Genomic DNA, 25,328 nt, shown 5'->3' on the forward strand with positions numbered 1-25,328 from the left:
ATCGGTGACGCCAAGGGTTTATGCGGTGATGCTGCGGACCCGTTGCGCTAACCACTCAAGATCGGGATCCCGCAGGTCGATCTCGGTCAGATGTTCAGCGGTGTTATACAGGTATTCGGTATTCGGACCCCGTCCACCTACAGCATGGGCAATGATCTGCGCCTGCTCTTCAAGCGGCATACCCCCACAATACTGCACGTGATCGGCGTCAATCACATACGTCACGGCATTGAGCACCGCACCACTATCCAGATGCACATCCAGCATCTTTTCGACATAGGCCGAGGAAATCAGTTCTCGCTCGCGCAATTCATGCAGGGTGCGGTCTTCGTGGCCGGCTTCGACCGCAAAGGCCAACCCTTTGCAGTTGGCGTCACTCTGTTCGTCCAGCGCCAGAACAAGACCGGGATGGTCTTCGGTGCCGCGGTGGTGGATCGAGCTCATGCAGAAAGACCGGGCATATCCGTGCAAAGTGGCGCGCTCGCTGCGGGCCACCGGAAAGCCCGGATTCCACAACAACGACCCATATCCGAAAACCCACATCGTCATAGCACTGGTCCTTGCCCGTTTGCGCCTATAAACATCAATTCCAAGACAGGAAAAAGGGCCATCTGTCATGCGCGGTCTGGTACGAGTTATCATTTTCATAACTGTAATCTGGAGCGCCTATTGGTTCGTTGCCGGAATTGGACTGCGCAATGCAATCACGACATGGTTCGACAAGCAGCGGGAACAAGGATGGCAGGCAGAGTTTTCCGACGTGGAAGCAGCCGGTTATCCGTTGCATCACATGACCCGACTGAACAGTCCGGCGCTGGCCGATCCGGTCAATGGCACCGCCTGGAGCGCCGACTGGATTGAGTTCCAGAGCCCCGCAATCTGGCCCGGTCGACAGGTTCTGCGGTTTGCCGACACCGATCAGCGCTTGTCGTATTTCGATCAAACAGCCACCATTCGGGCCAGCGAATTGCAGGCCGAGCTGCAATTGCAACCCGGCGTAGCACTCGTGTTGGAAAAAATGGCGCTGACTGCCGGGCCGTGGTCGATCACCGATGACACCGACGCCTTGGCAGGCGGTAACACGCTGGCCTTGGTGATGGAGCAGACCGCAACGCCTGTGGCTTATGTGATAGGCGCCCGCATGGACGGGTTCACACCCGGCGACGATCTGCGCCACCTTATGCGCTCGGCCACGACCCTGCCCCAGGCGTTCGAGACGCTGGAACTGGACATGACCGCCACGTTCGACAAACCCTGGGACCGCTCAGCCCTAGAACAAAGCAGGCCGCAGCCTGTGAAGATCGATCTGCGGCTGGCCGAGATGAAATGGGGCGCGCTGCGACTGTTCGCGACCGGGAAACTGGACGTTGACACACAAGGCATTCCAACTGGTGAGATCGCGATCAAGGCCGAAAACTGGCGCGACATGATCGCCATGGCCAACGCGGCCGGTGCCTTGCCTGACCAGGCGGTCGATCCGGTGACGCGGGCGCTGAACTTCATGGCCGGACTGGGGGGCAACCCGAACGCTTTGGATTTACAATTGAACTTTCGGGACGGTTTTGTTGCCCTTGGGCCGCTGCCCCTGGGACCCGCGCCCCGCCTGATCCTGCGTTAACGGCAGTACGGACCACTGCGATATCGTGCGGTATCAAGATGGAAGTGATCCCGGTGATAGCGGTCCGAATTCGGCCCCAGGACAGTACCAAACGGGCCGCACGCCCCCCGCCAAACCTTGATCAGCTGACCTTGTGACGGGTTCTTTCGCCATCCGTTCAGAACCGTAACCACCTCACCATCAGCCATCTTGAAACCCGAGACATCGATAGCGCGCCCTTTTCCATGCTCTGATATCCGCGCGCCTTTTCGGTTATTGCGGGTGCGGCAAGCATAATGTGCAGCAATCTGCAGTTCGACTACGGGGCCGCGCCGTTTGAACGTGGGTTTGACAACTTTGTCGACCCAAGTATTCAGGGCGACCGCCGTGCCGCAATCCATCGTTGATGGCCGGCTTAAAGTAACCCCCGAGATCGAGGTGATCTGAACGGCATCCTTAATGCCGCAGGCTTTGATTTTGCCGCGGACTTTGCCCACCGCTTTACCCTGAATGTCGATGTCACCGCACACCGAACCTTTTCGCCGCTTGCGCTTTTTGAACAGTGCCTCTTGTTCCAATGCCTTGGGCCGCAGGTAAGGCATCAAGGACGTGTCCGGCCCAAGCAGGGGCAACTCGGACGGTCGCGCGGCTACGGCCAGCACCTGAGGCGAAACCGGGCGCAACTCTGGCCGTAAGTTCACCGATGGGGCCGGGCTGCTGAACGCCAGTGCTGCCGTTGCAATCGGTCGCGTTAGGGGTACCAGAGATTGTTCCGGAGGGGCCGCGTTGGACAAGCTGGCGCTAACCGCCACAATCCCAATCACAAGTAACCCCCAGCCGTGCCTCATGAGGCACCCTTGCCGCGCCCAAAATCGGGCGCATCGGTATCCTGACCCGCGTCAATGATCCCCCGGCGGATCGCGCGGGTGCGGGTGAAGTAATCGAACAGATGCTCTCCATCCCCGGTGCGGATCGCGCGTTGCAGGGCAAAAAGCTCTTCGGTGAAGCGTCCCAGAATTTCCAGGGTTGCATCCTTGTTGGACAGGAACACATCGCGCCACATCGTCGGATCCGAGGCCGCGATACGCGTGAAATCCCGGAAACCGGCAGCAGAATACTTGATTACTTCACTGTCGGTCACGCGGCGCAGGTCATCGGCCACGCCGACCATCGTGTAGGCAATCAGGTGCGGCGCATGGGACGTGACAGCCAGAACCAGATCGTGGTGATCTGCGTCCATCTCATCAACGTTAGATCCCAGCCCTTCCCACAGGGTACGAAGTTGGGTAATGGCACCCGGGTCAGAGCCCTCGACCGGCACCAACAGGCACCAGCGATTGTCGAACAGCTCGGCAAAGCCGGATTCCGGGCCCGAATGCTCGGTCCCGGCCAACGGGTGCGCCGGGATGAAATGCACGCCGTCTGGAATATGCGGCGACACTGTCTGAATGACGTGCCGCTTGACCGAGCCAACATCGCTGACCGTTGCACCCGGTTTCAGAAAGGGCGCGATGTCTTGCGCGACCGCCTCCATTGCGCCAACCGGCACACACAGAACAACCAGATCCGCGCTTTCAACTGCCCCTTGCGCGGTGTCGCACACCCGATCGCACAGCCCAATGCGGCGGGCGATATCCCGGGTCGCCTCGGACCGGGCATAGCCGGTTATCTCACCCGCAAGACCTGCACGCTTGATCGCCCAGAACATCGACGACGCGATTAAGCCCAGCCCGATCAGCGCCACGCGGTCATATACCTGGCTCATGTGGCGCCCCCTTTGAACGCGGTGATGGCCGCAACCACCCGGCGGCAGGCCTCTTCATCGCCCACGGTGATCCGCAGGGCGTTTAGCAGGTTGTAGCCCGCAACGCGGCGCACAATCAAACCCTTGGTTTTCAGGTAGTCGTCACAGGCCTCTGCCTCGGCCTGATCTTCAAAGCGCACCAGAATGAAATTGGTGCAGGACGCATCCGAGGGCACGCCGACTTTGGCCAGTTCCTCCGACAGCCACACACGCAAACGCGCGTTTTCAGAATGGCAGAAAGTCAGATAATCCTCGTCCCGGATCGCTGCCTCGGCAGCGACCAGAGCGGTCAGCGACAGGTTAAAGGGCTGGCGCACACGGTTCAGCACATCAATGATACTTTGCGCGGCATAGCCCCAGCCAACGCGCATCCCGCCAAGGCCGTAGATCTTGGAAAAGGTCCGCGTCATGACCACGTTCTCGAACCGATCGACCAGCGCCGCACCACCATCGAAATCGGCAACAAATTCGGCATAGGCCCCGTCGACCACCATCAGGCAGGTCTGCGGCAACGCTTCGGCCAGCCGTACCAACTCTGCCTCGGGGATCATGGTCGAGGTCGGGTTGCCCGGATTGGTCACGAACACAATCCGTGTCTGGTCGGTAACCGCAGCAAGGACGTTGTCCACGTCCACATGGCGGTTCTTTTCGGCCACCATAAGCGGTGTCGCACCGACCATACGGGCGATGATCGGGTACATAGAGAACCCGTGTTCGGTATAGATCACCTCATCGCCGGGACCGGCATAGGCTTGGGCCACGAACTGCAACACCTCGTCGCTGCCGACACCACAGATGATCCGGGCCGGATTCAACCCATGGCGCGTCCCAATTGCGTCGCGCAGGCTGGCGTGATCGGTGCTGGGATAGCAATTCAGCGTGGCCGCGCTGTCGCGCACTGCCTCAATCGCCTTGGGGCTGGGACCAAACGGATTTTCGTTTGAGCTCAGCTTGATCACATGCTTCACCCCGGCCACATGTGACTGACCGCCCTGATACAGTGCGATGTCCATAATGCCGGGTTGAGGGGTGATCTTAGTCATAAGAGGCTCCGATTGATTGAGCCCCTCATACCTCTCTCAACGCGTTGAGAAAAGCGGCAATTCCGTCACGCCGCTTTGAAGCGGGCCGTCGCGGGGTCCGCGTTGTAGAACGGCGCGAATTCCTCGGTTCTGCGGGACAGGTCGTTGACACTGTCGATGATGAATTGAACCGTTTCCTCGCTCATCAGATACGAAAAGTTCAAACGTACCCAGCCGGGTTTCTTCATTTCTTCACCCGCAGACAGCGCCGCGTGCAACTCATCAGAGGTTGCCCGATCGATATCCAGCAGGCGATGCGCGTAAGGCCCGGCACAGGCACATCCGCCGCGCGCTTGAATGCCATAGATATCGCTGAGCATCCGGGTAAACAGCTGTTGATGCACCGGCTGGCCGGAATTATCCCGCACGAGGAAGGAATAGATCGGCAGACGATGTGCGTTTTCAGCCCCTAGCAGGGTCAGGTTCGGGTTGTCCGCCCACCCGTCCAGCGCCATGCGGTTATACTGCGCCTCGCGCCTGGCGATCTCATCGGTTCCCACGACATCCTTTACGATAAAGGCAAGTGCGGCGCGGATGTCGCCGATCACATTGGGCGTTCCGGCCTCTTCCCGCGTCGCAAGGTCTTCGCTGTAATCATGCCGCCACGGCGACACAAAACTGACAGTGCCACCACCGGGCCAGCTGGGGGATGTGCGGCGCACCGCACCCTGGTTCACGATCAGCACACCCGAAGCGCCGGGCCCACCGGGAAACTTGTGGGGAGAGACGACGATGGCGTCTTTGCGCGCATCATCCGGCCCCATATCCATGGGTAAATATGGCCCGCCACCTGCGTAATCCCAAACCGACACCGCATCATGCGCCTTGAGCAACCGGGTTATCGGGTCCGGATCTGTGATGATCCCGGTCACATTTGAAGCCGCCGAAAAGGACCCGATGATCAGGTCAGACCCGACATGGGCCAACAGCGCCTGTTCCAACGCAACAAGATCAACGCCTCCTTGCGCGGCCTCAGGTATCTCTATCACCTGCGCTTTGCTTTCCCGCCAGGGCAGTATGTTCGAGTGATGTTCATAAGGCCCGATCAAAACGACCGGCCGGTCAGCGGCTTCCACACCAAGCAGGCTGACCAGCCGGTTCAGGCCCGCTGTGGCACCAGACCCGGTGAAGATCACCGCGTCTTCTCCCCTCGCGCCAACGATGCGGGCAATCTCTGCGCGCGCTTCGCGACGCAGACGGGTCATGTACGAGCCGCAATAGGAGGCCTCGGTGTGGCTGTTGGCATAGAAGGGCAGCACCTGGTCGGTGACAAAATCCTCAACCTGCCGCAGCGCACGCCCCGAAGCGACGTAATCCGCGTAGACCAGCGGTACGTCCCCATGTAGACCCGGGATCAGAGTGTTCTCACCGATCAGTCCCTCGCGCAGAGCGGAATTGTGAGTGGTGGATTGGATGTCTGAGCGAAATTTGGACAGGGTCATTTGAAGGGCTCCGTATTGCCTCTCCAATATGATTGAGGTAGAGCGCAGAAACTTCACCTATCTTTTGATAGATTTCGAGTTTTTTGTGTCATATGAATTAGTATGAGCAGAAAAATAGATCAAATTGACAATCGCATCCTGCGGGAATTGCAAACTGACGCCACGCTATCACAGCGTGAACTGGCAGACCGGGTCGGGCTGTCACAAAATGCGTGCTGGCGGCGCCTGAAAGCGCTGAACGAAGATGGGGTCATTATCGGTTCAACCGCACAGATCGCGCGGGAAAAGCTGGGGCTCAGCCTTGTGGTTTTTGTAATGATGCGCACACGCCACCATTCTGCCGAGTGGTTGCAGGCCTTTCGCAGCCATGTGCTGACCATTCCCGAAGTGGTGGATTTTCACCGAATCGGAGGGGATTATGACTATCAGCTCAAGGTGGTCACACAGGACATGGCATCCTACGACAAAGTCTATCAGCGTCTGATTGAAAAGGTCGAACTGGACAGCGTGACCTCTTATTTTGCGATGGAGGCGATTGCCGAAGGACGTCCCTTACCGATCTGATCCGCTCTTCATCTGGCCCCATATACTCAGGGGGGCGGTGCTGCACGCCGAGGGCAAGGCCACCAACAAAAAAGGCCACGCAAACCGCGCGGCCTTTTCGAAATTCAGGAGTTCGGCGAAGATTAGTTCTTCGCGTAGAATTCAACAACCAGGTTCGGCTCCATCATGACTGGGTACGGCACATCGCCCAGGCCCGGTGCACGAACGAAAGTCGCGGTCATTTTCGAGTGGTCGACGTCGATATAGTCAGGCACATCACGTTCGGCCAGCGCAGCTGCTTCCAGAACAACAGCCAGTTGCTTGGACTTGTCACGCACTTCGATCACGTCACCTTCTTTGACACGGTAGCTAGGGATGTTGACCCGCTTGCCGTTCACTTTGACGTGGCCGTGGTTCACGAACTGACGCGCTGCAAACACTGTTGCAACAAACTTGGCACGGTAAACGACAGCGTCCAGACGACGCTCCAGCAGACCAACCAGGTTTTCACCGGTATCACCGGAAACACGCTCAGCTTCGGAATAGATGCGGCGGAATTGCTTTTCGGTCAGGTCGCCGTAATAGCCTTTCAGCTTTTGCTTGGCGCGCAGCTGGATGCCGAAATCAGACAGTTTGCCCTTGCGGCGCTGACCGTGCTGGCCGGGGCCATATTCGCGGCGGTTAACCGGGGACTTCGGACGACCCCAGATGTTCTCGCCCATGCGGCGATCGATTTTGTGTTTGGCAGACGTGCGTTTGGTCACGGCTGATCTCCTTCTTTAGGTCGAGGCCCGTAAAGGCCACTATGAAGGGCGTTGTCCTCTTGAGGTCTCCCCCATGACAGGCATCCCCTTGCAGGGGCCACCAACACCAATGAAGCCGCGCTTATATCCGCAGAACAGGCAGAGTCAACACACCGCGCGCGGCTGTACATAGTTTTATTGAAATAGACCTCTGGCCAGTGGTCCAGTCAGTCGGCCACGCGCCCGGCACTCACCACAGAGCGCAAATGTTGGACGTCCGGGCGTTGGGTGACACGCGACACAGACGGAAACGCGACAACTGTGTCATCAGCATTCGCCACTTCACCGCTTTGACTTTCAAATTCAGTGACTTCGCTGATCCAATAGTCCTGATCCCGCGCCGGGCAGTCTTTCTCGAACACCAGGATCAGAGATGAGTCGCCCTCGACCACGAATAGCGCGGCTGCAAACTGCTGCGCTCCGTTCGTCAGGACAATTTGACCGCTTGCGTTATCTGGAAATGCCGACGCCCTATTGGAATAGTCCAAGGTCGTTGTATTTGTCTGCGCACCGCCAGTTTGCACCTGACTTTGCTCGGCTGTTTCATCCAGAAACCAAGCCTGCCCGCGCCATGACCAAGCGGCCCCTACATTCAAAAAGGATTGAGGCGCTGCCTCAAGCCCGTCGATTTCTGTCTGAGCCCATAAAATGGCTATGCGACCGTGTTCCCCGGCTCTCATAATACCTGCCTGTACCTTTCAACAAATCACTACTCACTAAAAGCGTACTATCAGGGGTAATTTTGGCAGAAAAGAGACGTTAATGCAGCGTTCACAAAAATGTTGCCGAAGCGTCATTTCAATATGAGACTTCGGCAACATTATTTCAACTTTAGCGGGAAAGAATCTTGCCCGTCAACCGCATTTCGAGTGCCCGCAGCTGCGGCAGGTCATGCATCCTTCGATCATCACCATGTCGAACTGGCCGCAGGACGGGCAGGCCTTGCCCCGTGGTGCATCCATGTTCACCACCTGCGCTTGCGGATCGGACTTCAAACCCGTGCCCTCACCTTCAAGGAAGCCGATATTGATCAGGTGTTGCTCAATCACACCCCCGATAGCGGCCAGAATTGAAGGGATGTACTTGCCCTGAACCCAAGCCCCGCCGCGCGGGTCGAACACAGCCTTCAGCTCTTCAACCACAAAGGACACATCACCGCCCCGCCGGAACACGGCCGAAATCATCCGGGTCAGGGCCAGCGTCCAGGCGTAGTGCTCCATGTTCTTCGAGTTGATGAACACCTCAAACGGCCGACGCCGCCCACCAATGACGATGTCGTTTATAGTCAGGTAGATCGCATGCTCGCTGTCGGGCCATCTCAACTTGTAGGTCGACCCTTCCAGAGATTGTGGCCGGTCCAGCGGCTCGGACATATAAACGACCTCGCCGCCATCAACCTCATGCGGGGCTGCTGCGTTTTCACCGGGTGCGGTGTCTGCACTTTCCGAGACGGTCAAAACAGATCCGGTCACATCGTTTGGACGATAGGTGGTGCAGCCTTTGCAACCCTGATCCCAGGCCTGCATGTAGACGTCCTTAAACGCATCAAAGCTGATATCCTCAGGACAATTGATGGTTTTCGAGATTGAGCTGTCGATCCATTTCTGCGCCGCCGCCTGCATCTTGACATGGTCAGACGGAGGCAAGGTCTGCGCGTTCACAAAATAGTCCGGCAGCTCAACATCACCAAACTTGTCGCGCCACATCTGCACGGCATAGTCCACAACCTCTTCTTCAGTGCGCGAGCCATCCTTTTGCAGCACCTTTCGCGTGTAGGCATAGGCAAACACCGGTTCGATCCCCGAGGACACGTTGCCAGCATACAGGGAAATCGTCCCCGTGGGCGCAATCGAAGTCAAAAGCGCGTTGCGAATGCCGTGTTCGCGGATCGCATCACGCACATCATCATCCATCTGCAACATTGTGCCACTGGCGAGGTACTTTTCGGCGTCGAACAAGGGGAACGCCCCTTTTTCCTTTGCCAAGTCTACCGACGCCAGATACGCGGCGCGGGCGATCGCATGCAACCAGCGCTCGGTCTGACGCGCCGCCTCGTCCGAGCCATAGCGCAGCCCCAACATCAGCAGAGCATCCGCCAGCCCGGTAACGCCCAAACCGATACGGCGTTTGTCTTGCGCCTCAGCTTCCTGCTCGGCCAGTGGGAACTTCGAGGCATCCACCACATTGTCCATCATGCGAACAGCCGTCGCGACCAGATTCTGCAGGGCATCCTCATCCAAGTGTGCCGCGTCCTCGAAAGGTTCTGCCACCAATCGCGCCAGATTGATCGATCCCAACAGGCATGCGCCATAGGGCGGCAGCGGCTGCTCACCACACGGGTTGGTCGCGGCAATGGTTTCGACATAACTCAGGTTGTTTGCCGCATTGATGCGGTCGATGAAGATCACGCCCGGCTCGGCATAATCATAGGTGGCCTGCATGATCTTGTTCCACAGATCACGGGCCTGAACAGTGTGATAGACCTTGTCCCCGAACACCAGTTCCCACGGGCCATCGGCCTTGACCGCCTCCATGAACGGATCGGTCACCAGCACCGACATGTTGAACATGCGCAGACGCGCCGGGTCGGATTTGGCAGTGATGAACTGTTCGATGTCCGGGTGATCGCACCGCATGGTCGCCATCATCGCCCCACGGCGAGAGCCTGCAGACATGATGGTGCGACACATCGCATCCCACACATCCATGAACGATAGCGGCCCCGAGGCATCAGCAGCCACCCCATGCACATCCGCGCCCCGCGGACGAATGGTCGAGAAATCATAACCGATCCCCCCACCCTGCTGCATGGTCAGCGCGGCCTCTTTCAGCATGTCGAAAATACCGCCCATGCTGTCGGGTACGGTGCCCATGACAAAGCAGTTGAACAAAGTCACCTGACGTGCGGTGCCCGCCCCTGCGGTGATGCGCCCCGCAGGCAGGTATTTGAAGTCTGCCAGGGCCTCATAGAATTTCTCTTGCCAAAGGGCCGGGTCCTTTTCCACCCGCGCCAAATCATTGGCGATACGGCGCCAACTATCTTCGACTGTCTGGTCAATGGGCGTGCCATCCGCTTTTTTAAAGCGGTATTTCATGTCCCAGATCTGCTCGGCGATGGGGGCGGCAAAGCGGCTCATTGGTGATTCCCTGTTCTGAAAGAGGTTGTCACAGTACTCCAAATCACACCCCGACCACAACACCTTGATAGCGTCAGAGACCAAGCTACAATATAAGGGTGAGCCTTGGGACGACTCTGTGGGAAAGCTGTGGATAAGTACGTAAATCTGGTAAAATTGTCGGTCGGATCGGAAAGCGTCGATACCCTGATCGCATGGCAGGACAGCCGCAAACCTCTGTACGAGGACGGCTGCCCGCGCCACGTCACCCGTATGTGGCCCAAGCGAGAGGCCGAGATTTTGAATGGCGGATCAATCTATTGGGTAGTCAAAGGCGTCATCCAGTGCCGCCAGCGCATCCTACGGCTGGACGAAGTACGCGGCGAAGACGGTATCCGCCGATGTGCTATCGTATTGGACCCCGAAGTGCATCGCACGCAAAACGCGCTAAAACGCCCCTTTCAGGGCTGGCGCTATCTAAAGCCCGAGGACAGCCCCGCCGACCTGCCAAAAACCCGCGAACAGGACGACGCCCTGCCCGAGGATTTGAACCGCGCGCTGGCGGATATCGGCCTGCTGTAATCAGTCCAAACGACCCAACAGCTGCGACAAAACAGCTTTGTCTGCCGCATCGTAGTTGGCCACACGACTGCGCCACAGCGTCGCCTGAGATTGCAGGATAAGCCCGTCCGTCAGAATCTTCAGATGGTTCGCGCGCAAGGTTTCCCCGGTTGAGGTGATATCGGCAATTGCCTCGGCGGTTTCGTTCATCACTGTGCCTTCGGTCGCGCCCTGGCTATCGACCAGAGTGTAGTCCGCCACGCCCGCATCAGTCAGGAACTCGCGCACCAGCCGGTGATATTTCGTGGCGATCCGCAGCCTGTGCCCGTGGGTCTTGCGAAAGGCGGCAGCGACGGCGTCCAGATCGTCCAGAGTATCCACATCCACCCAGCAAGCCGGCGTAGCGATGATCAGGTCGGCCCTGCCAAACCCAAGCTGCGACACCTCTTGTACCTGCTGTTCCCAGCGCGGCAGTTTCTCGTGCACCAGATCAATGCCGGTGACACCCAGATGAATGCGCCCCGCCGCCAGTTCGCGTGGGATTTCCCCAGCAGACAGCAGAATCAGTGACACGCCGTCAATGCCCTCGACCTTGCCCGCATATTCACGATCCGACCCGCTGCGCGACAGCGTTATGCCGCGCTTTTCGAACCACGAGAAGGTTTTCTCCATCAACCGACCCTTCGAGGGCACGCCAAGTTTCAGGCTCATTGCGCGTCCTCCTCGATCTCAAGCATCAGGTCCGGGCGCAGAACACCGCCCACGGCGGGAATTTCTGCACCATTGCCCAATTGCCGGGTCAAAGCATCATAGCGCCCGCCGGTTGCGATCGGTGGCAAATCGGGGCGGCCTTCGGCATAGAACCCAAAGACGAAGCCATCGTAATACTCCATCGACGTCCGCCCATAGGCTGCTTCGAAGTCCAACCGATCCACATTCACACCGCGCGCCTGAAGCGAAGCGACCCGCGCCTCAAGCCGGTCAAGTGCCGGGGTGATCTGTGGCAGATCCACAGCCACATCGCGCAACTGTTCCAGTGCAAAGGGCATGGTTTCGCGCACATTCAGCAATGTTTCCAGCCCGGCCAGTTCAGTGTCAGAAATCGGTGACGTATCGCGATCCGCGCGCAATGCTTCGATCCGCGCCTCGATCTCGGACAGGCGGCGTTTGCCGATCATCGGCACGTCAATGTCCAATACGTTGTCCGCATCCAGCAGTGAGACGCGCCCCTCCGGCCCCGGTTTACGCCCGGCAAAACGATCCAGCAATACGCGGAACCGACGGGGCCGCCACAGGTGCCGCATCAGCGCGGCCTTGCGGCGGTCAGTTGTGCGCAGACCTGCAACCGCAGCCGTCAAAATGCCGATATCCCCGGTTGCCGCCCGCAGAGGCAGGCCACGCAGTTGCAGGGCAAACAGCGAGAACACCTCGGCATCGGCGCCGGCAGGATCATTGCGATCAAACACCTCATACCCGACCTGAATATACTCGTTCGGTCGATCCGGGTCGTGTTCCTGACGGCGAAAAACCTCGCCGGAATAAGTATACCGCGCGGGTTCAGCCCCATCACTCATATGCATCTGAACAACGGGCATTGTGAAATCCGGGCGCAGCATCTGCTCACCGCGCAGCGCGTCCGAGGTTACATAAGCACGGGCGCGGATATCTTCGCCATAAAGGTCCAGCAGCGTATCTGCCGGTTGCAACAGCGGAGGATCCACGACCTGCGCCCCTGCGGCCTCAAATCGGACCCGCATCATCGCAGCACGCGCCTGTATCTGGGAACGGTTGGCCATCGCTCAGTCCTGACTGTCCAGAATTTCGCGCACTTTGGCGACTAGGTTACCACGTGGCACTTCGAACTGGCTGGGACGTTCTTTCCACTCCTCCAGCGTGGCGCTTTCAGCGATTTTAGCGCCTAATATCAGGTCTTTGATCTGCACGATCCCGTTGGCCTTTTCGTCACCACCTTCGATCACCGCGATGGGCGAGTTCCGCTTGTCCGCATATTTCAGTTGATTGCCGAAGTTCTTGGGGTTGCCCAGATACACCTCGGCGCGGATGCCTGCATTGCGCAGTTCCGCCACCATGGTTTGATAGTCCGCCATGCGGTCCCGGTCCATGACGGTCACGACCACAGGACCCTTGGACTGCGCAGTGATCCGACCCTTTTCGCGCAGGGCGGCGAGCAGGCGGTCCACGCCGATCGAGATTCCGGTTGCTGGCACTTCCTGCCCGGTGAACCGCTTGACCAGATCGTCATAGCGACCGCCGCCTGCGACGGAGCCAAACTGGCGTTTGCGACCTTTCTCGTCGAAGATTTCGAATGTCAGTTCGGCCTCATAGACGGGGCCGGTGTAATAGCCGAGGCCGCGCACAACCGAGGGATCGATCTCGATCCGGTCTGCACTGTATCCGCCCGCATCCAGCAGCGCGCCGATCTGCTCCAGCTCGGCTATGCCATCCGCACCAATCTTGCTGTCGCCGACAGCGGCCCGCAGATTGGCCAATGTTCCGGCGGCGTCCGCCACCTTGGACGTCAGAAAAGCAATCACAGGCTCGGCCTGATCGTCGCTGAGGCCGACACCGTCGATAAAAGCGCCCGACGCATCCAGCCGCCCTTTGGTTAGGAGCTCGCGCACTCCGGCTTCACCCACCTTGTCAAACTTGTCGATGGTGCGCAGGACGTTGTCACGAGCAGCGGCGTCTTCGCCCAGCCCCATCGCCTCAAGCACGCCGTTCAGAACCTTGCGGTTATTGACGCGAACCAGATAGTCGCCGCGCGGAATACCGACAGTTTCCAGCGTATCCGACAACATCGCGCAGATCTCGGCATCCGCAGCCATCGAGGCGGTGCCCACTGTGTCCGCGTCACACTGATAGAATTGACGATACCGCCCCGGTCCAGGTTTTTCGTTGCGCCAGACCGGCCCCATCGCATAGCGGCGGTAGGGCGTCGGCAGATCGTTGCGGTGCTGCGCATAGACCCGGGCAAGAGGCGCAGTCAGGTCATAGCGCAGGGCCAACCAGTCACCTTTGTCGTTGTCGTCGACCTCTTGCCACGCGAACACGCCCTCGTTCGGGCGATCCACGTCGGGCAAGAACTTGCCCAGTGCCTCGACGGTTTCAACCGCGCTGCTTTCAAGCGCGTCGAACCCATAACGATGATAGACATCCGCAATCGCCCGCAGCATCTCGGTGCGTTGGGTGACTTCCTGGCCGAAATAGTCGCGGAACCCTTTCGGCGTTACGGCCTTGGGGCGGGGCTGTTTCTTTGGCTTGGCCATGTGGGGCGTCCTTGGGAGTGTCCATGTTCCGCGCGCGGTCTATCCCATGGTCTGTGTCGGGGCAAGCCAAGCCTCGGGTTTGGCGCGCGCTTTCTCTGGTCATGACGCGCCTTGGCCGCTATGACCGGCGCAGGAACGCAAGCCCCCACAGGAACCCGCCATGCAGCATCTGGAAGAACAGATCGCCCATCTGACCCGTACAGTCGAAGAGCTGAACGCGATCGTCACCCGCCAACAGGACGAGATCGACCGCCTGACTCGTCATGTCGAGATGCTGATGCGCCGCGAAGGGGAACGCTCGCAGGAGGGCTCAGGCGGGGTTGTTTTAGGGGATGAACGCCCGCCGCATTACTGACCGGTCACAACCCCAGCGTCGTTTTCACGGCATTGTCGACCACGCCGCCCAGCAGGGCATCTTTATCGTCAGAGCAGCCTTCGGACAACGCGGTCAGAAAGGTCTCGCGCAGCGCGGCTTTGTCCTCATCCGAGGTTGCGTGGTCGCCGATATCGATCTGACGGTTGTAAATCGACAGGGCCGTCATCTTTTCAACAACGGCCAGAACATATGTCTCGTCCCCGTCCGCCTCTTCGATAACCGACGCACAGGTGTGGTACATTACCGGCAGAGCGTCCTGAACCATTTGCTCAGCGGCCTCATCAGCATCTACCAGACATGGTGTCGCCAGAAAAAAGGCGAAAGACATGGCTTTGAATTTTGTCATACTCATAACAATTACTTCCAGTTATGTCCGATGATGGCACCAGCTACTGCCCCAGCCGCAGCCCCTTTGCCGTCGCCTATTATTGCGCCAACGCCCGCCCCGATCAAAGCGCCTTCAATTGTCTTTTTCTTCTTTTTGTCATCCGCCAACCCAGCGGTTGCCATCGCAAGCGCCGCTATGGATGCCAATGTCACCGTTCTCAAACCAATGGATGAAATTCTCATTTCGGTGTCCTCCTGTATCACAACCGAAAGGGTATGCAGGATCAGCCTAGCGGGGGTAAAACCCCGTGGCAACAATCGGCGTGCTCAGATCTCTTCCACCGACATCACGCCATCCAACGATTTGATCGCGCCCTTGATTTGGGGATTGATGGGGAAATCCTGCCCCAACTCCATCTCGACATCGCCGGGCAGGCCGGGATCAAGCAGGCACATATGAATGGGGCCCTTCGCTGCGCCCTTTGCGGCACCTGCCGCGTCCACCAGAACCTTTGCGACAGTTGGCAGGACCTGCGGTTCGTCCACAAAAATGCGCAAGCCAGTCGCCCCTGCTTCGGCCACTACCGAATCCACCGGTCCGACCGAGCGGCCCAGCAGTTTCAACTGATCGGATTCCATCGTTGCTTCGGCGGTCAGAACCACCTGCGCGCCAGTTTCAAGGAACTCGCGCGATTTCTCAAGCGTGTCCGAGAACAGCGTGACCTCATAGGCACCCGTTGGATCCGAGAGTTGTGCAAAGGCAAACCGGTTGCCTTTGGCCGATTTGCGTTCCTGCCGCCCGGCGACAACGCCCGCCATCTTTGCCATGAACGGGCCCGAGCGCGCACGCGCCATGACGTCGTCCAACGTCATAACGTCCTTTCGTCTCAGCGCAGGCATATAGTCGTCCAGCGGGTGGCCAGAAAGGTAAAAGCCAATGGCCTTGAATTCTTCGCTCAGGCGTTCAGCCGGCAACCAATCCGGCGAGGGAGACAGGCGGGGTTCAGGCAGATCATCCCCGGCCTCGCCAAACAACGACACCTGGTTCGAGCTCTTCTGGTCGTGGATCGCTGCCGAATACTGAACCAGCGGATCAAGGCTCTCAAATACACGGCGGCGGTTCTTGTCGAGCTGATCAAACGCCCCGGCACGTGCCAGCATTTCCAGCGGACGCTTGCCCACCTTCTTCAGATCGACCCGGCGGGCAAAGTCGAACAGGTTGACGAAGGGTTTTTCGCCGCGCCCCTCGACCACAAGGCCCATCGCCTCGACACCCACATTTTTGAGTGCGCCCAGCGCGTAGACCAAATGCCCGTCGGCCACATCAAACGTCGCCAGCGACCGGTTCACACAGGGCGGCACATAAGGCAGTTCCAGCCCTTTGCGGACCTCTTCGAAATAGATCGCCAGTTTATCGGTCAGGTGAATATCGCAGTTCATGACACCCGCCATGAACTCAACCGGGTGGTTCGCCTTTAGCCAGCCGGTTTGATAGCTGACAACCGCATAGGCGGCGGCGTGGGATTTGTTGAAGCCATAGTTGGCGAACTTCTCCAGCAGGTCGAAAACCTCAGAGGCCTTTTTGGCATCGACGCCATTCTCGCCTGCACCTTTTTCGAACTTGGGCCGCTCGGCATCCATCGCCTCTTTGATCTTTTTGCCCATCGCGCGACGCAGCAGGTCGGCCCCGCCAAGGCTGTACCCCGCCATCACCTGTGCAATCTGCATCACCTGTTCCTGATAGACGATGATGCCTTGGGTTTCCTCAAGGATATGATCGATCAGGGGGTGCACGGATTCGATTTTGCGCAGCCCGTTCTTGACCTCGCAATAGGTCGGGATGTTCTCCATCGGACCAGGGCGGTACAGCGCCACAAGAGCCACGATATCTTCGATACATGTGGGCTTCATGCGTTTGAGCGCATCCATCATGCCCGAGCTTTCCACCTGGAACACAGCCACCGTTTTGGCCGCCGAATACAGCTTATACGTCGCCTCATCATCCAGAGGGATGGCGTTGATCTGGTTCTCGGCCCCGTCTGCGGGCTCATAAAGCTCGGTGCCGTCAGCAGCGATATGCAACGGTCGGTCAGATTTAAAGATCAGATCCATTGCGTTCTGGATCACTGTCAGGGTTTTCAGACCCAGAAAGTCGAATTTTACCAACCCGGCCTGTTCCACCCATTTCATATTGAATTGGGTCGCAGGCATGTCTGATCGCGGATCCTGATACAGCGGCACCAGCGCATCCAGAGGGCGGTCACCAATCACCACCCCTGCCGCGTGGGTCGAAGCGTTTCGCAACAACCCTTCGACCTGCTGACCATAGTTGAGCAGCCGGTCCACCACTTCTTCGTTGCGGGCCTCTTCGCGCAGACGGGGCTCTTCCGCCAGCGCCTTTTCGATGGAAACCGGTTTGACACCTTCGACCGGGATCATCTTGGACAGGCGGTCCACCTGCCCGTAAGGCATCTGCAAAACGCGCCCGATATCGCGCACAGCTGCCTTGGACAACAACGCGCCAAAGGTGATGATCTGCCCCACTTTGTCGCGGCCGTATTTTTGCTGCACGTAACGGATCACCTCTTCGCGGCGGTCCATGCAGAAGTCGATATCAAAGTCGGGCATCGAAACCCGCTCAGGGTTCAGAAAACGTTCGAACAGCAGGCTGTATCGCAGCGGGTCAAGGTCAGTGATCGTCAGCGCATAGGCCACAAGAGAGCCCGCGCCAGACCCCCGCCCCGGCCCAACCGGGATGTCCTGATCCTTGGACCATTTGATAAAGTCGGCAACGATCAGGAAGTAGCCGGGAAATCCCATGCCTTCGATAATGTCCAGTTCGAAATCCAGCCGTTCCTGATATTCTTTCAGGGTCACCGCATGCGGGATTACAGCCAGACGTTTCTGCAGGCCCTCCTTGGCAATACGGCGCAGCTCTGCCACCTCATCATCAGCAAATTTCGGCAGGATCGGGTCGCGGCGGTAGGCCATAAAAGCGCAGCGTTTGGCGATTTCAATCGTGTTCTCGATCGCTTCGGGCAGGTCAGCGAAAAGCGTAACCATCTCTTGCTGTGACTTGAAATAATGCTGCGCGGTCAGGCGGCGGCGGCTGTCTTGTTGGTCGACATAGGCGCCTTCGGCGATGCAGATCAGCGCGTCATGCGCCTCGTACATGTCTGTGGTTGGAAAATAGACATCGTTGGTGGCGACAAGAGGCAGGTTCTTGGCATAAGCCATCTCGACATGGCCACGCTCGGTCAAACGTTCAGACTCTGGCTGGCCGTCTTCGCCCGGGTGGCGTTGCAACTCAATATACAGCCGATCCGGGAACATCGTTGCCAGGCGATCCACCAGCGCCTCAGCCGCCGGGCGCTGTCCTTGTTGCAGCAGCATCCCTACCGGGCCCTCCGGCCCGCCGGACAGACAGATCAAACCGTGTGCGCGTTCGGCCAGTTCGTCCAGCGTGACCTGTGGCAACTGCCCGCCCTTGTCCACATACAGGCAAGAGCTGAGCTTCATCAGGTTCTCATAACCGACCTCAGACTGCGCCAGCAGCACCAGCGGCGCGGGGGCTTTGGGCTTTTCGCCGGGCTGCGCTTGCAGATAGGTCAGATCGACCTGACAGCCCATGATCGGCTGAACCCCGGCGTCGCTGGCGGTGACCGAAAACTCCAGCGCTGAAAACATGCTGTTGGTGTCGGTGACGGCGACGGCGGGCATCTCCATCTTCTCACACAGGGCAGGCAGCTTTTTCAGCCGCACGGCGCCTTCCAGCAGGGAATATTCAGTGTGAACGCGAAGGTGAATGAATCGTGAATTACTGCTCATACCGCTTAGGCTATCGCAGTCAGCGCGGCGGCAAAAGCGCGAACAGCAGCTTCGGGATGCCTAAAAAATCAACGCTGATTATTCGGCTTTTTCAGAAGGTGCTTCGGGGGCGAAGTTGCAGCCTAGACAGAAAACGCTTTGATTTCAAAAGACTGAACATTAAACACATGTTACGTCTTCACGCTGTTTGGGCGCAATGGTGCATTATAAAGGCAGTTTTTCTTGCCAGATAAGCCGCGCTGTTTCTAACATCAGACTGCAAGCTATCCGCCCGCCACTCTTTCTACGTCGCATCGAAGGAGGGCACCGAAGGGCGCAACCGGGTAAGGCGACGGGTTTCTCGAATGGATATCACGTTTCTTCTGAACGGAGAGACAGTGGAGCTGGCGGATGTTGATCCGACAGCGACCCTGCTGGACTGGCTGCGCGAGGATCGCGGCCTGACCGGTACCAAGGAAGGCTGCAACGAAGGCGATTGCGGGGCCTGCACCATAATGGTGACGGACGAGGATGGTGCGAAGGCGCTTAATTCATGCATCCTGTTCCTGCCTCAGCTACACGGCAAAGCAGTGCGCACGGTCGAAGGCGCAAGCGGACCAAATGGAGAGGCCCACCCTGTGCAACAGGCCATGGTCGATCTGCACGGCTCGCAATGCGGGTTCTGCACCCCGGGCTTTGTCATGTCGATGGTGGCTGGCCACGCCACCGGGGCAACGGATCACGACACCCAGCTTGCCGGAAACCTGTGTCGTTGCACAGGCTACGCGCCGATCATCCGCGCCGCACAAGCGGCCGAGGATCAGCCCGTACCCACCTGGGTCAAGGATAAGCCGGTTGCGTCGCCGTCATCGCCCCCAATGTTGCCTACGTCCTCGGACGCGCTGGCCACAGTGTACACCGACCACCCTGAGGCTACTCTGGTTGCCGGGGCCACGGATGTTGGCCTGTGGGTCACCAAACAGCTGCGAGATCTGGATCCGGTGATTTTCCTGAACCGCTGCGATGATTTGAAACAGATCACAATCACCGATCGTGAACTCCGTTTTGGCGCCATGGTCGACATGAACCGCATGGGCGACGCGCTGGTCGATCTGCACCCGTCTTACGCAGAGATGATCCGCCGCTATGCCAGTGTTCAGGTGCGCCATGCGGCCACCGTAGGCGGCAATATCGCCAACGGCTCGCCCATCGGGGACAACCCGCCTGCCCTGATCGCCCTGGATGCGACGCTGCATCTGCGCAGAGGCGATACGCGGCGACAGCTGCCGCTGGAAGAGTTTTTCCTCGACTACGGCAAGCAGGATCGCCTTCCAGGTGAGTTTGTCGAGGCCGTCAGCTTCCCACGCCAAGCGGACAGGCTGAAATGCTATAAGCTCAGCAAGCGGTTCGATCAGGACATTTCTGCCGTTTGCGGTTGTTTCAACATCACTGTTTCGGACGGCACAGTCACACAAGCGCGCATCGCCTTTGGCGGCATGGCTGGCATTCCGAAGCGGGCAACCCATGTCGAGACCGCAATCATTGGCAAACCCTGGGCGCACGCGACCGTAAAGGCCGCGCTGCCCAGATTTGCCGAAGATTTTGCACCACTCACAGACATGCGCGCCTCGGCAACCTATCGGCTGGAGACGGCCAAAGCGCTGCTCGAGAGGTATTTCCATGAGGATCAGGGCGACGTGACAAACGTGCTGGAGGTGACGGCATGAGCGTGACAAAACCCCTGCCCCATGACGCGGCACCACTGCACGTATCCGGTACGGCGCGGTATGTGGATGACATCCCGACCCCCAAGGGCACGCTGTATCTGGCATTCGGCCTTAGCCCGATTGCCAAGGGCAAGATCACGGCGATGGATTTGTCTGCGGTGAAAACTGCAGACGGGGTCGCAATGGTGATGACTGCCGAGGACCTGCCTTTTGCCAATGACGTCTCGCCCTCGATCCACGATGAACCGCTGCTGTCGGACGGCACGGTAAACTATATCGGCCAACCGGTGTTCGTTGTGGCGGCCACCAGCCATCTGGCTGCGCGCAAAGCCGCACGTCTGGGCAAGATCGACTATGCCGAGGAAACACCTATTCTGACCATTGAGGACGCCCTGGCCGCGGACAGCCGCTTTGAAGACGGCCCGCGCATCTACGCCAAAGGCGACGCGGATGCGGCTATCGCAAGTGCCGCCCATGTGATCGAAGGCAGTTTTGAGCTTGGCGGGCAGGAGCATTTCTATCTGGAAGGTCAGGCCGCATTGGCCGTGCCGAATGAGGGCGCGGACATGCTGGTGCATTCCTCGACCCAGCACCCAACCGAGATACAGCACAAGGTAGCTGATGCTCTGGGCGTTCCGATGCATGCGGTCCGGGTTGAAACCCGCCGCATGGGCGGAGGGTTCGGGGGCAAGGAAAGCCAGGGCAACGCGCTGGCCGTCGCCTGTGCTATCGTCGCGCGGGCGACCGGCAAGGCCTGCAAAATGCGCTATGACCGCGATGATGACATGATTATCACCGGCAAGCGCCACGCGTTCCGGATTTCTTATCGTGCCGGGTTTGATGGTCACGGCCATATTCAGGGGGTGTCCTTCCTGCACCACGCCATCTGCGGTTGGGCACAGGATCTGTCCCTGCCTGTCGCGGACCGTGCGATGTTGCATTCAGACAATGCATATCTTCTGCCCAACGCGCGGATCGAAAGCCATCGGTTGAAAACCAACACCCAATCCGCCACTGCCTATCGCGGTTTTGGCGGGCCGCAGGGCATGGTTGGCGTCGAACGAATGATGGACCACGCCGCGCACACGCTGGGCATTGATCCGGTCGAACTGCGCCGCAGGAACTATTACGAACCGGCCCATGCCATGGCCGAACAACCGCCCGAGGAAAAACCGCTGGGCCGTCCCGACCCGCACGAAGACCTTACCAGTCGCGGCGCTGTTGAGACGGCGCGCGCTCCGGTACGTCCCTTGCCCGCTGGTGGCAATACGACGCCCTACGGGATGGAGGTCAGCGATTTCGAACTGCACGGCATGACCCAGGCATTGCTGGAATCCAGTGACTATGCCGCGCGCAAGGCGGCCATCGCCAAATGGAACGCTGAAAACGCTGTGGTTAAGAAAGGCATCGGCTTTTCCCCGGTCAAGTTCGGCATTTCCTTCACGCTGACCCATTTGAACCAGGCGGGTGCTTTGGTGCACGTGTATCAGGACGGCTCAGTCCACCTGAACCACGGCGGCACAGAGATGGGTCAGGGCCTGTTCCAGAAGGTTGCACAGGTTGCAGCCTCACGGTTTGGCATCCCGCTGGAGATGGTGAAGATTACCGCGACCGACACAGCCAAAGTGCCGAATACCTCGGCCACGGCGGCGTCCTCGGGCAGTGATCTGAATGGTATGGCCGTGAAGGCGGCCTGCGATACGATCCGCGACCGGATGGCGGACTATCTGGCCGAACGGCATCAGGCTGATCCTGCCAGCGTCATCTTCACTGACGGTCATGTTGAAGTCGGCGAGGAACGTTACACCTTTGCCGAGGCTGCTGCACTGGCCTATCAGGGCCGGATCAGCCTGTCAGCAACGGGGTTCTACAAGACGCCCAAGATCGAATGGGACCGTATCAAGGGCCGGGGACGACCGTTTTTCTACTTTGCTTATGGCGCATCGATCACCGAAGTTGCGGTCGACACACTGACCGGCGAAAACCGCATTCTGCGCACAGATATCCTGCATGACGCAGGTGCCTCACTGAACCCTGCGCTGGATATCGGTCAGGTCGAAGGCGGCTATGTGCAAGGCGCGGGCTGGTTGACGACTGAGGAGCTGGTCTGGGACGGCAAAGGTAACCTGCGCACACATGCGCCCTCAACCTACAAGATCCCGGCCTGTTCCGACCAGCCCGATATCTTCAACGTAGCCCTTTGGCATGGTGAGAACCGCGAGGACACAATCTATCGCTCCAAGGCGGTCGGGGAACCCCCGTTCATGCTAGGCATATCGGCCTGGCTGGCGCTGTCGAATGCGGTGGCGGCCTGCGGTGACCGTTATCCGGCGCTGGATGCGCCCGCTACGGCCGAACAGGTGTGGCACGGCATCCAAAAGATGATGGGAGACATCTGATGGGATTTGACCTTGAGGCTTTGAGGGAGGCGGTCAAAACCCACGGGACAGTAACCCGGGTGGTCATCGCCGCGATCAAGGGGTCGTCCCCGCGCGAGGTCGGCGCGGCGATGCTGGTCTGGAAGGATGGGCAGAGCGGCACCATCGGTGGCGGCACCCTGGAGTATCAGGCGGCAGAAGCGGCACGTACCCAAATCCTTCCGGCCCGTCTTTCCCAGCATGCGCTTGGTCCCGATCTGGGGCAGTGTTGCGGCGGGGCGGTGACACTGGTCAGCGAAATCTATGACATGGGCGCGGTCGATCGGCTGGATGATACGATCATCGCTCGCCCAATGGCAGCGCCAGAGATGCCTTTATCCGTCAAACGCGTGCTGGCGCAGGCGCGCGGTCAAGGTATCGACCCAGACCCGCAACTGTTGGAAGGCTGGATGATCGAGCCGGTTCACAAGCCCACCCGCAATCTGTGGATCTGGGGCGCGGGCCATGTCGGTCGGGCGCTGGTTGATGTGCTGTCGCCCCTGCCCGATCTGGCCATCACCTGGGTGGACACCGGATCAGACCGGTTTCCTGATAAGGTACCGGGCGGCGTAACCGTCGTTCCGGCAGCGAAACCGGCCGAGTTGGTGCGCCACGCACCAATTGACGCCGAACACCTTGTGCTGACTTACTCACACAATCTGGATCTGGAACTGTGCAACAGGCTGCTTTTGCACGATTTCCGCTTTGCGGGGCTGATTGGCTCGGCTACGAAATGGGCGCGATTCCGGTCGCGGCTGGCTGCCCTGGGCCATGCGCCCGAACAGATAAGCCGGATCACCTGCCCGATTGGTGATCCAACGCTGGGTAAACACCCGCAGATGATCGCCGTTGGCGTCGCAACACAAGTGCTGCGCCCCGTCCGGCAGAACGACTTGAAGAAGGACCTGAGCGCGTGACCACTCCACTTCTAAGCTTGCAAGGGCTGACCAAAGCCTATCCCGGCGTCGTGGCCAATGATCAGGTGTCTTTTGACATCGGTGAAGGCGAAGTTCACGCCCTGTTGGGCGAGAATGGCGCCGGCAAATCCACGCTGGTGAAAATGATCTACGGGCTGGTCAAGCCGGACAGCGGCACCATGTTGCTGCGCGGACAGCCCTTTGCGCCACCCGAGCCCCGCGCAGCCCGCGCAGATGGGATCGCGATGGTGTTTCAGCATTTCTCGCTGTTCGACGCGCTGAACGTGGCTGAAAACATCGCTCTGGGGATGGAAAACCCGCCTGCCATGGGGGACCTGGCCTCGCGCATCCGCGAAGTTTCGGAAACCTACGGCCTGCCGCTGGACCCCTTTCGCACGGTTGGCGATCTGTCGGCCGGTGAGCGTCAGCGGGTCGAGATCATCCGATGCCTGTTGCAGGATCCCAAGCTGTTGATCATGGATGAACCGACTTCGGTTCTGACCCCGCAAGAGGTTGATATCCTGTTTGAAACGCTGAACAAACTGCGCTCCGAGGGCACCTCGATCCTGTATATCTCGCACAAGTTGGAGGAAATCCGCACCTTGTGTGATCACGCCACAATCCTGCGGCTGGGCAAAAACGTTGGGGAATGCGTTCCTGCCGAAACCTCGGCCCGGGACATGGCCGAGATGATGGTCGGCTCGACCCTGCAGACACCTGAACGGTCCGGGCGGGATTTTGGCGAGGTTGCGCTGGATGTCAGCGGGTTGTCGGTGCCGTCGCCGTCGGAGTTTGGAACCGCGCTGAAGAACGTCCACATGGCTGTCCGTAAGGGTGAGGTGCTGGGCATCGGCGGGGTTGCCGGCAATGGTCAGGATGAATTGCTGGGCGTCCTGTCGGGTGAAATCCTGACAGCCGCTGACGCAATCAAATTTAACGGTCAACCAATTGGCAAGTTGGGCCCCACCGCACGGCGCAGGCTGGGGGTGCTGACCGCGCCCGAAGAACGGCTGGGTCATGCGGCCGCGCCGGATATGAGCTTGACCGAAAACGCTTTGCTGACCGGATCGGTACGCGAAGGGCTGGAAAACAATGGCTTCTTGAAATGGGCCGAAACCAAAGGCTTTGCCGAAAAGATCATTCAAGCCTTCGACGTCCGAACGCCGGGGCCGGAAAACGCGGCGCGGTCCCTGTCAGGCGGCAACCTGCAGAAGTTCGTGATCGGACGCGAGGTGTTGCAAAACCCCGACGTGCTGGTGGTGAACCAGCCAACATGGGGTGTGGATGCTGCCGCCGCCGCTGCGATCCGCCAGGCCATTCTGGATCTGGCGACCAAAGGCACCGCAGTGGTCTGCATCAGCCAGGATCTGGACGAATTGATGGAAATCTCAGACAGCTTCGCCGCCCTGAACGAGGGCCGCCTGAGCGCCCCGCGCACAACCACTGGACTGACGGTCGATGAGATCGGCCTGATGATGGGTGGCGCGCACGGCATGGAGGTGGCCCATGTCTGAACGGTTGC

General features: G+C 59.1%; 22 protein-coding genes. 8 read left to right on the plus strand and 14 right to left on the minus strand.

The genetic code is table 11. The features are described 5' to 3' along the window. Positions 1–18 precede the first annotated feature (18 nt). Positions 19–549, minus strand: coding sequence for a gamma-glutamylcyclotransferase (locus SJY13_RS09445; RefSeq protein ID WP_377190392.1), 531 nt, complete (start codon positions 547–549; stop codon positions 19–21). 67 nt (positions 550–616) lie between these two features. On the opposite strand from SJY13_RS09445, the gene SJY13_RS09450 reads away from it, so the two are divergent. After that, positions 617–1,618: a DUF2125 domain-containing protein gene (locus tag SJY13_RS09450; RefSeq protein WP_377190394.1), complete on the plus strand. Its 1,002-nt coding sequence runs from the start codon at positions 617–619 to the stop codon at positions 1,616–1,618. Here the strand turns inward: SJY13_RS09450 and SJY13_RS09455 are convergent. The 4 genes from SJY13_RS09455 to SJY13_RS09470 all read right to left on the minus strand — a co-directional run bounded on the left by SJY13_RS09455 (position 1,615) and on the right by SJY13_RS09470 (position 5,925). Then, positions 1,615–2,445 (minus strand): extensin-like domain-containing protein, encoded by an 831-nt coding sequence (locus SJY13_RS09455; protein WP_377190396.1) that lies wholly within the window; start codon positions 2,443–2,445, stop codon positions 1,615–1,617. The genes SJY13_RS09450 and SJY13_RS09455 overlap by 4 nt on opposite strands. After that, positions 2,442–3,362 (minus strand): prephenate/arogenate dehydrogenase family protein, encoded by a 921-nt coding sequence (locus SJY13_RS09460; RefSeq protein WP_377190398.1) that lies wholly within the window; start codon positions 3,360–3,362, stop codon positions 2,442–2,444. Before SJY13_RS09460 ends, SJY13_RS09455 begins: the two co-directional genes overlap by 4 nt. Then, positions 3,359–4,444 carry a histidinol-phosphate transaminase gene (gene hisC / locus SJY13_RS09465; RefSeq protein ID WP_377190400.1) on the minus strand — a complete coding sequence of 362 codons (1,086 nt, stop codon included), beginning with the start codon at positions 4,442–4,444 and terminating at the stop codon, positions 3,359–3,361. The genes SJY13_RS09460 and hisC overlap by 4 nt, the downstream gene beginning before the upstream one ends. Before the next feature lie 65 nt (positions 4,445–4,509). Then, complete coding sequence (locus tag SJY13_RS09470; protein WP_377190402.1) at positions 4,510–5,925, minus strand: aminotransferase class V-fold PLP-dependent enzyme; 1,416 nt, start codon at positions 5,923–5,925, stop codon at positions 4,510–4,512. A 102-nt stretch (positions 5,926–6,027) separates the two neighbouring features. Here SJY13_RS09470 and SJY13_RS09475 point away from each other — a divergent pair, with 102 nt between their 5' ends. After that, entirely contained in the window at positions 6,028–6,489 is a 462-nt protein-coding gene (locus SJY13_RS09475) for an Lrp/AsnC family transcriptional regulator (RefSeq protein WP_085821431.1), read from the plus strand. A 122-nt stretch (positions 6,490–6,611) separates the two neighbouring features. On the opposite strand, the gene rpsD is transcribed toward SJY13_RS09475, so the two are convergent. The 3 genes from rpsD to SJY13_RS09490 form a co-directional block, all read right to left on the minus strand. Continuing rightward, positions 6,612–7,232 carry a 30S ribosomal protein S4 gene (rpsD, locus tag SJY13_RS09480; protein WP_085821432.1) on the minus strand — a complete coding sequence of 207 codons (621 nt, stop codon included), beginning with the start codon at positions 7,230–7,232 and terminating at the stop codon, positions 6,612–6,614. Between the two features lie 206 nt (positions 7,233–7,438). Beyond that, positions 7,439–7,951: a hypothetical protein gene (locus SJY13_RS09485; protein ID WP_377190405.1), complete on the minus strand. Its 513-nt coding sequence runs from the start codon at positions 7,949–7,951 to the stop codon at positions 7,439–7,441. Positions 7,952–8,125: 174 nt separating this feature from the next. Next, positions 8,126–10,408: an adenosylcobalamin-dependent ribonucleoside-diphosphate reductase gene (locus tag SJY13_RS09490; RefSeq protein WP_377190407.1), complete on the minus strand. Its 2,283-nt coding sequence runs from the start codon at positions 10,406–10,408 to the stop codon at positions 8,126–8,128. 129 nt (positions 10,409–10,537) lie between these two features. On the opposite strand from SJY13_RS09490, the gene SJY13_RS09495 reads away from it, so the two are divergent. After that, positions 10,538–10,969 (plus strand): DUF1489 family protein, encoded by a 432-nt coding sequence (locus SJY13_RS09495; protein WP_377190409.1) that lies wholly within the window; start codon positions 10,538–10,540, stop codon positions 10,967–10,969. Here SJY13_RS09495 and hisG read toward each other — a convergent pair whose 3' ends face one another. From hisG to hisS, 3 genes are read right to left on the minus strand one after another with little or no spacing between them, the layout of a single operon-like run. After that, a complete protein-coding gene (gene hisG / locus SJY13_RS09500; protein ID WP_085821436.1) occupies positions 10,970–11,659 on the minus strand; it encodes an ATP phosphoribosyltransferase in 690 nt (229 codons plus the stop codon). Then, positions 11,656–12,744, minus strand: coding sequence for an ATP phosphoribosyltransferase regulatory subunit (locus SJY13_RS09505; RefSeq protein WP_085821437.1), 1,089 nt, complete (start codon positions 12,742–12,744; stop codon positions 11,656–11,658). The genes hisG and SJY13_RS09505 overlap by 4 nt, the downstream gene beginning before the upstream one ends. 3 nt (positions 12,745–12,747) lie before the next feature. Next, positions 12,748–14,235 (minus strand): histidine--tRNA ligase, encoded by a 1,488-nt coding sequence (gene hisS / locus SJY13_RS09510; RefSeq protein WP_377190412.1) that lies wholly within the window; start codon positions 14,233–14,235, stop codon positions 12,748–12,750. Between the two features lie 160 nt (positions 14,236–14,395). On the opposite strand from hisS, the gene SJY13_RS09515 reads away from it, so the two are divergent. Next, positions 14,396–14,590: a SlyX family protein gene (locus SJY13_RS09515; RefSeq protein ID WP_085821439.1), complete on the plus strand. Its 195-nt coding sequence runs from the start codon at positions 14,396–14,398 to the stop codon at positions 14,588–14,590. 4 nt (positions 14,591–14,594) lie between these two features. On the opposite strand, the gene SJY13_RS09520 is transcribed toward SJY13_RS09515, so the two are convergent. The 3 genes from SJY13_RS09520 to dnaE all read right to left on the minus strand — a co-directional run bounded on the left by SJY13_RS09520 (position 14,595) and on the right by dnaE (position 18,766). Beyond that, a complete protein-coding gene (locus tag SJY13_RS09520) occupies positions 14,595–14,963 on the minus strand; it encodes a hypothetical protein (RefSeq protein WP_377190414.1) in 369 nt (122 codons plus the stop codon). Positions 14,964–14,968: 5 nt separating this feature from the next. Beyond that, on the minus strand, positions 14,969–15,181 hold the full coding sequence (locus tag SJY13_RS09525) for a hypothetical protein (RefSeq protein ID WP_085821441.1): 213 nt from the start codon (positions 15,179–15,181) through the stop codon (positions 14,969–14,971). A gap of 84 nt (positions 15,182–15,265) precedes the next feature. Continuing rightward, positions 15,266–18,766, minus strand: coding sequence for a DNA polymerase III subunit alpha (dnaE, locus tag SJY13_RS09530; RefSeq protein WP_377190416.1), 3,501 nt, complete (start codon positions 18,764–18,766; stop codon positions 15,266–15,268). Between the two features lie 344 nt (positions 18,767–19,110). On the opposite strand from dnaE, the gene SJY13_RS09535 reads away from it, so the two are divergent. Genes SJY13_RS09535 through SJY13_RS09550 form a run of 4 tightly spaced genes read left to right on the plus strand, consistent with a single transcriptional unit; the run spans position 19,111 to position 25,320 of the window. Continuing rightward, complete coding sequence (locus tag SJY13_RS09535; RefSeq protein ID WP_377190418.1) at positions 19,111–20,472, plus strand: xanthine dehydrogenase small subunit; 1,362 nt, start codon at positions 19,111–19,113, stop codon at positions 20,470–20,472. Next, positions 20,469–22,871, plus strand: coding sequence for a xanthine dehydrogenase molybdopterin binding subunit (gene xdhB, locus SJY13_RS09540; protein ID WP_377190420.1), 2,403 nt, complete (start codon positions 20,469–20,471; stop codon positions 22,869–22,871). The genes SJY13_RS09535 and xdhB overlap by 4 nt, the downstream gene beginning before the upstream one ends. Then, positions 22,871–23,806, plus strand: coding sequence for a xanthine dehydrogenase accessory protein XdhC (xdhC, locus tag SJY13_RS09545; RefSeq protein WP_377190422.1), 936 nt, complete (start codon positions 22,871–22,873; stop codon positions 23,804–23,806). Before xdhB ends, xdhC begins: the two co-directional genes overlap by 1 nt. Continuing rightward, positions 23,803–25,320: an ABC transporter ATP-binding protein gene (locus tag SJY13_RS09550; RefSeq protein ID WP_377190424.1), complete on the plus strand. Its 1,518-nt coding sequence runs from the start codon at positions 23,803–23,805 to the stop codon at positions 25,318–25,320. Before xdhC ends, SJY13_RS09550 begins: the two co-directional genes overlap by 4 nt. Positions 25,321–25,328: the final 8 nt, after the last annotated feature.

Source organism: Ruegeria meonggei (assembly GCF_042768335.1).
GTDB lineage: Bacteria > Pseudomonadota > Alphaproteobacteria > Rhodobacterales > Rhodobacteraceae > Ruegeria > Ruegeria meonggei.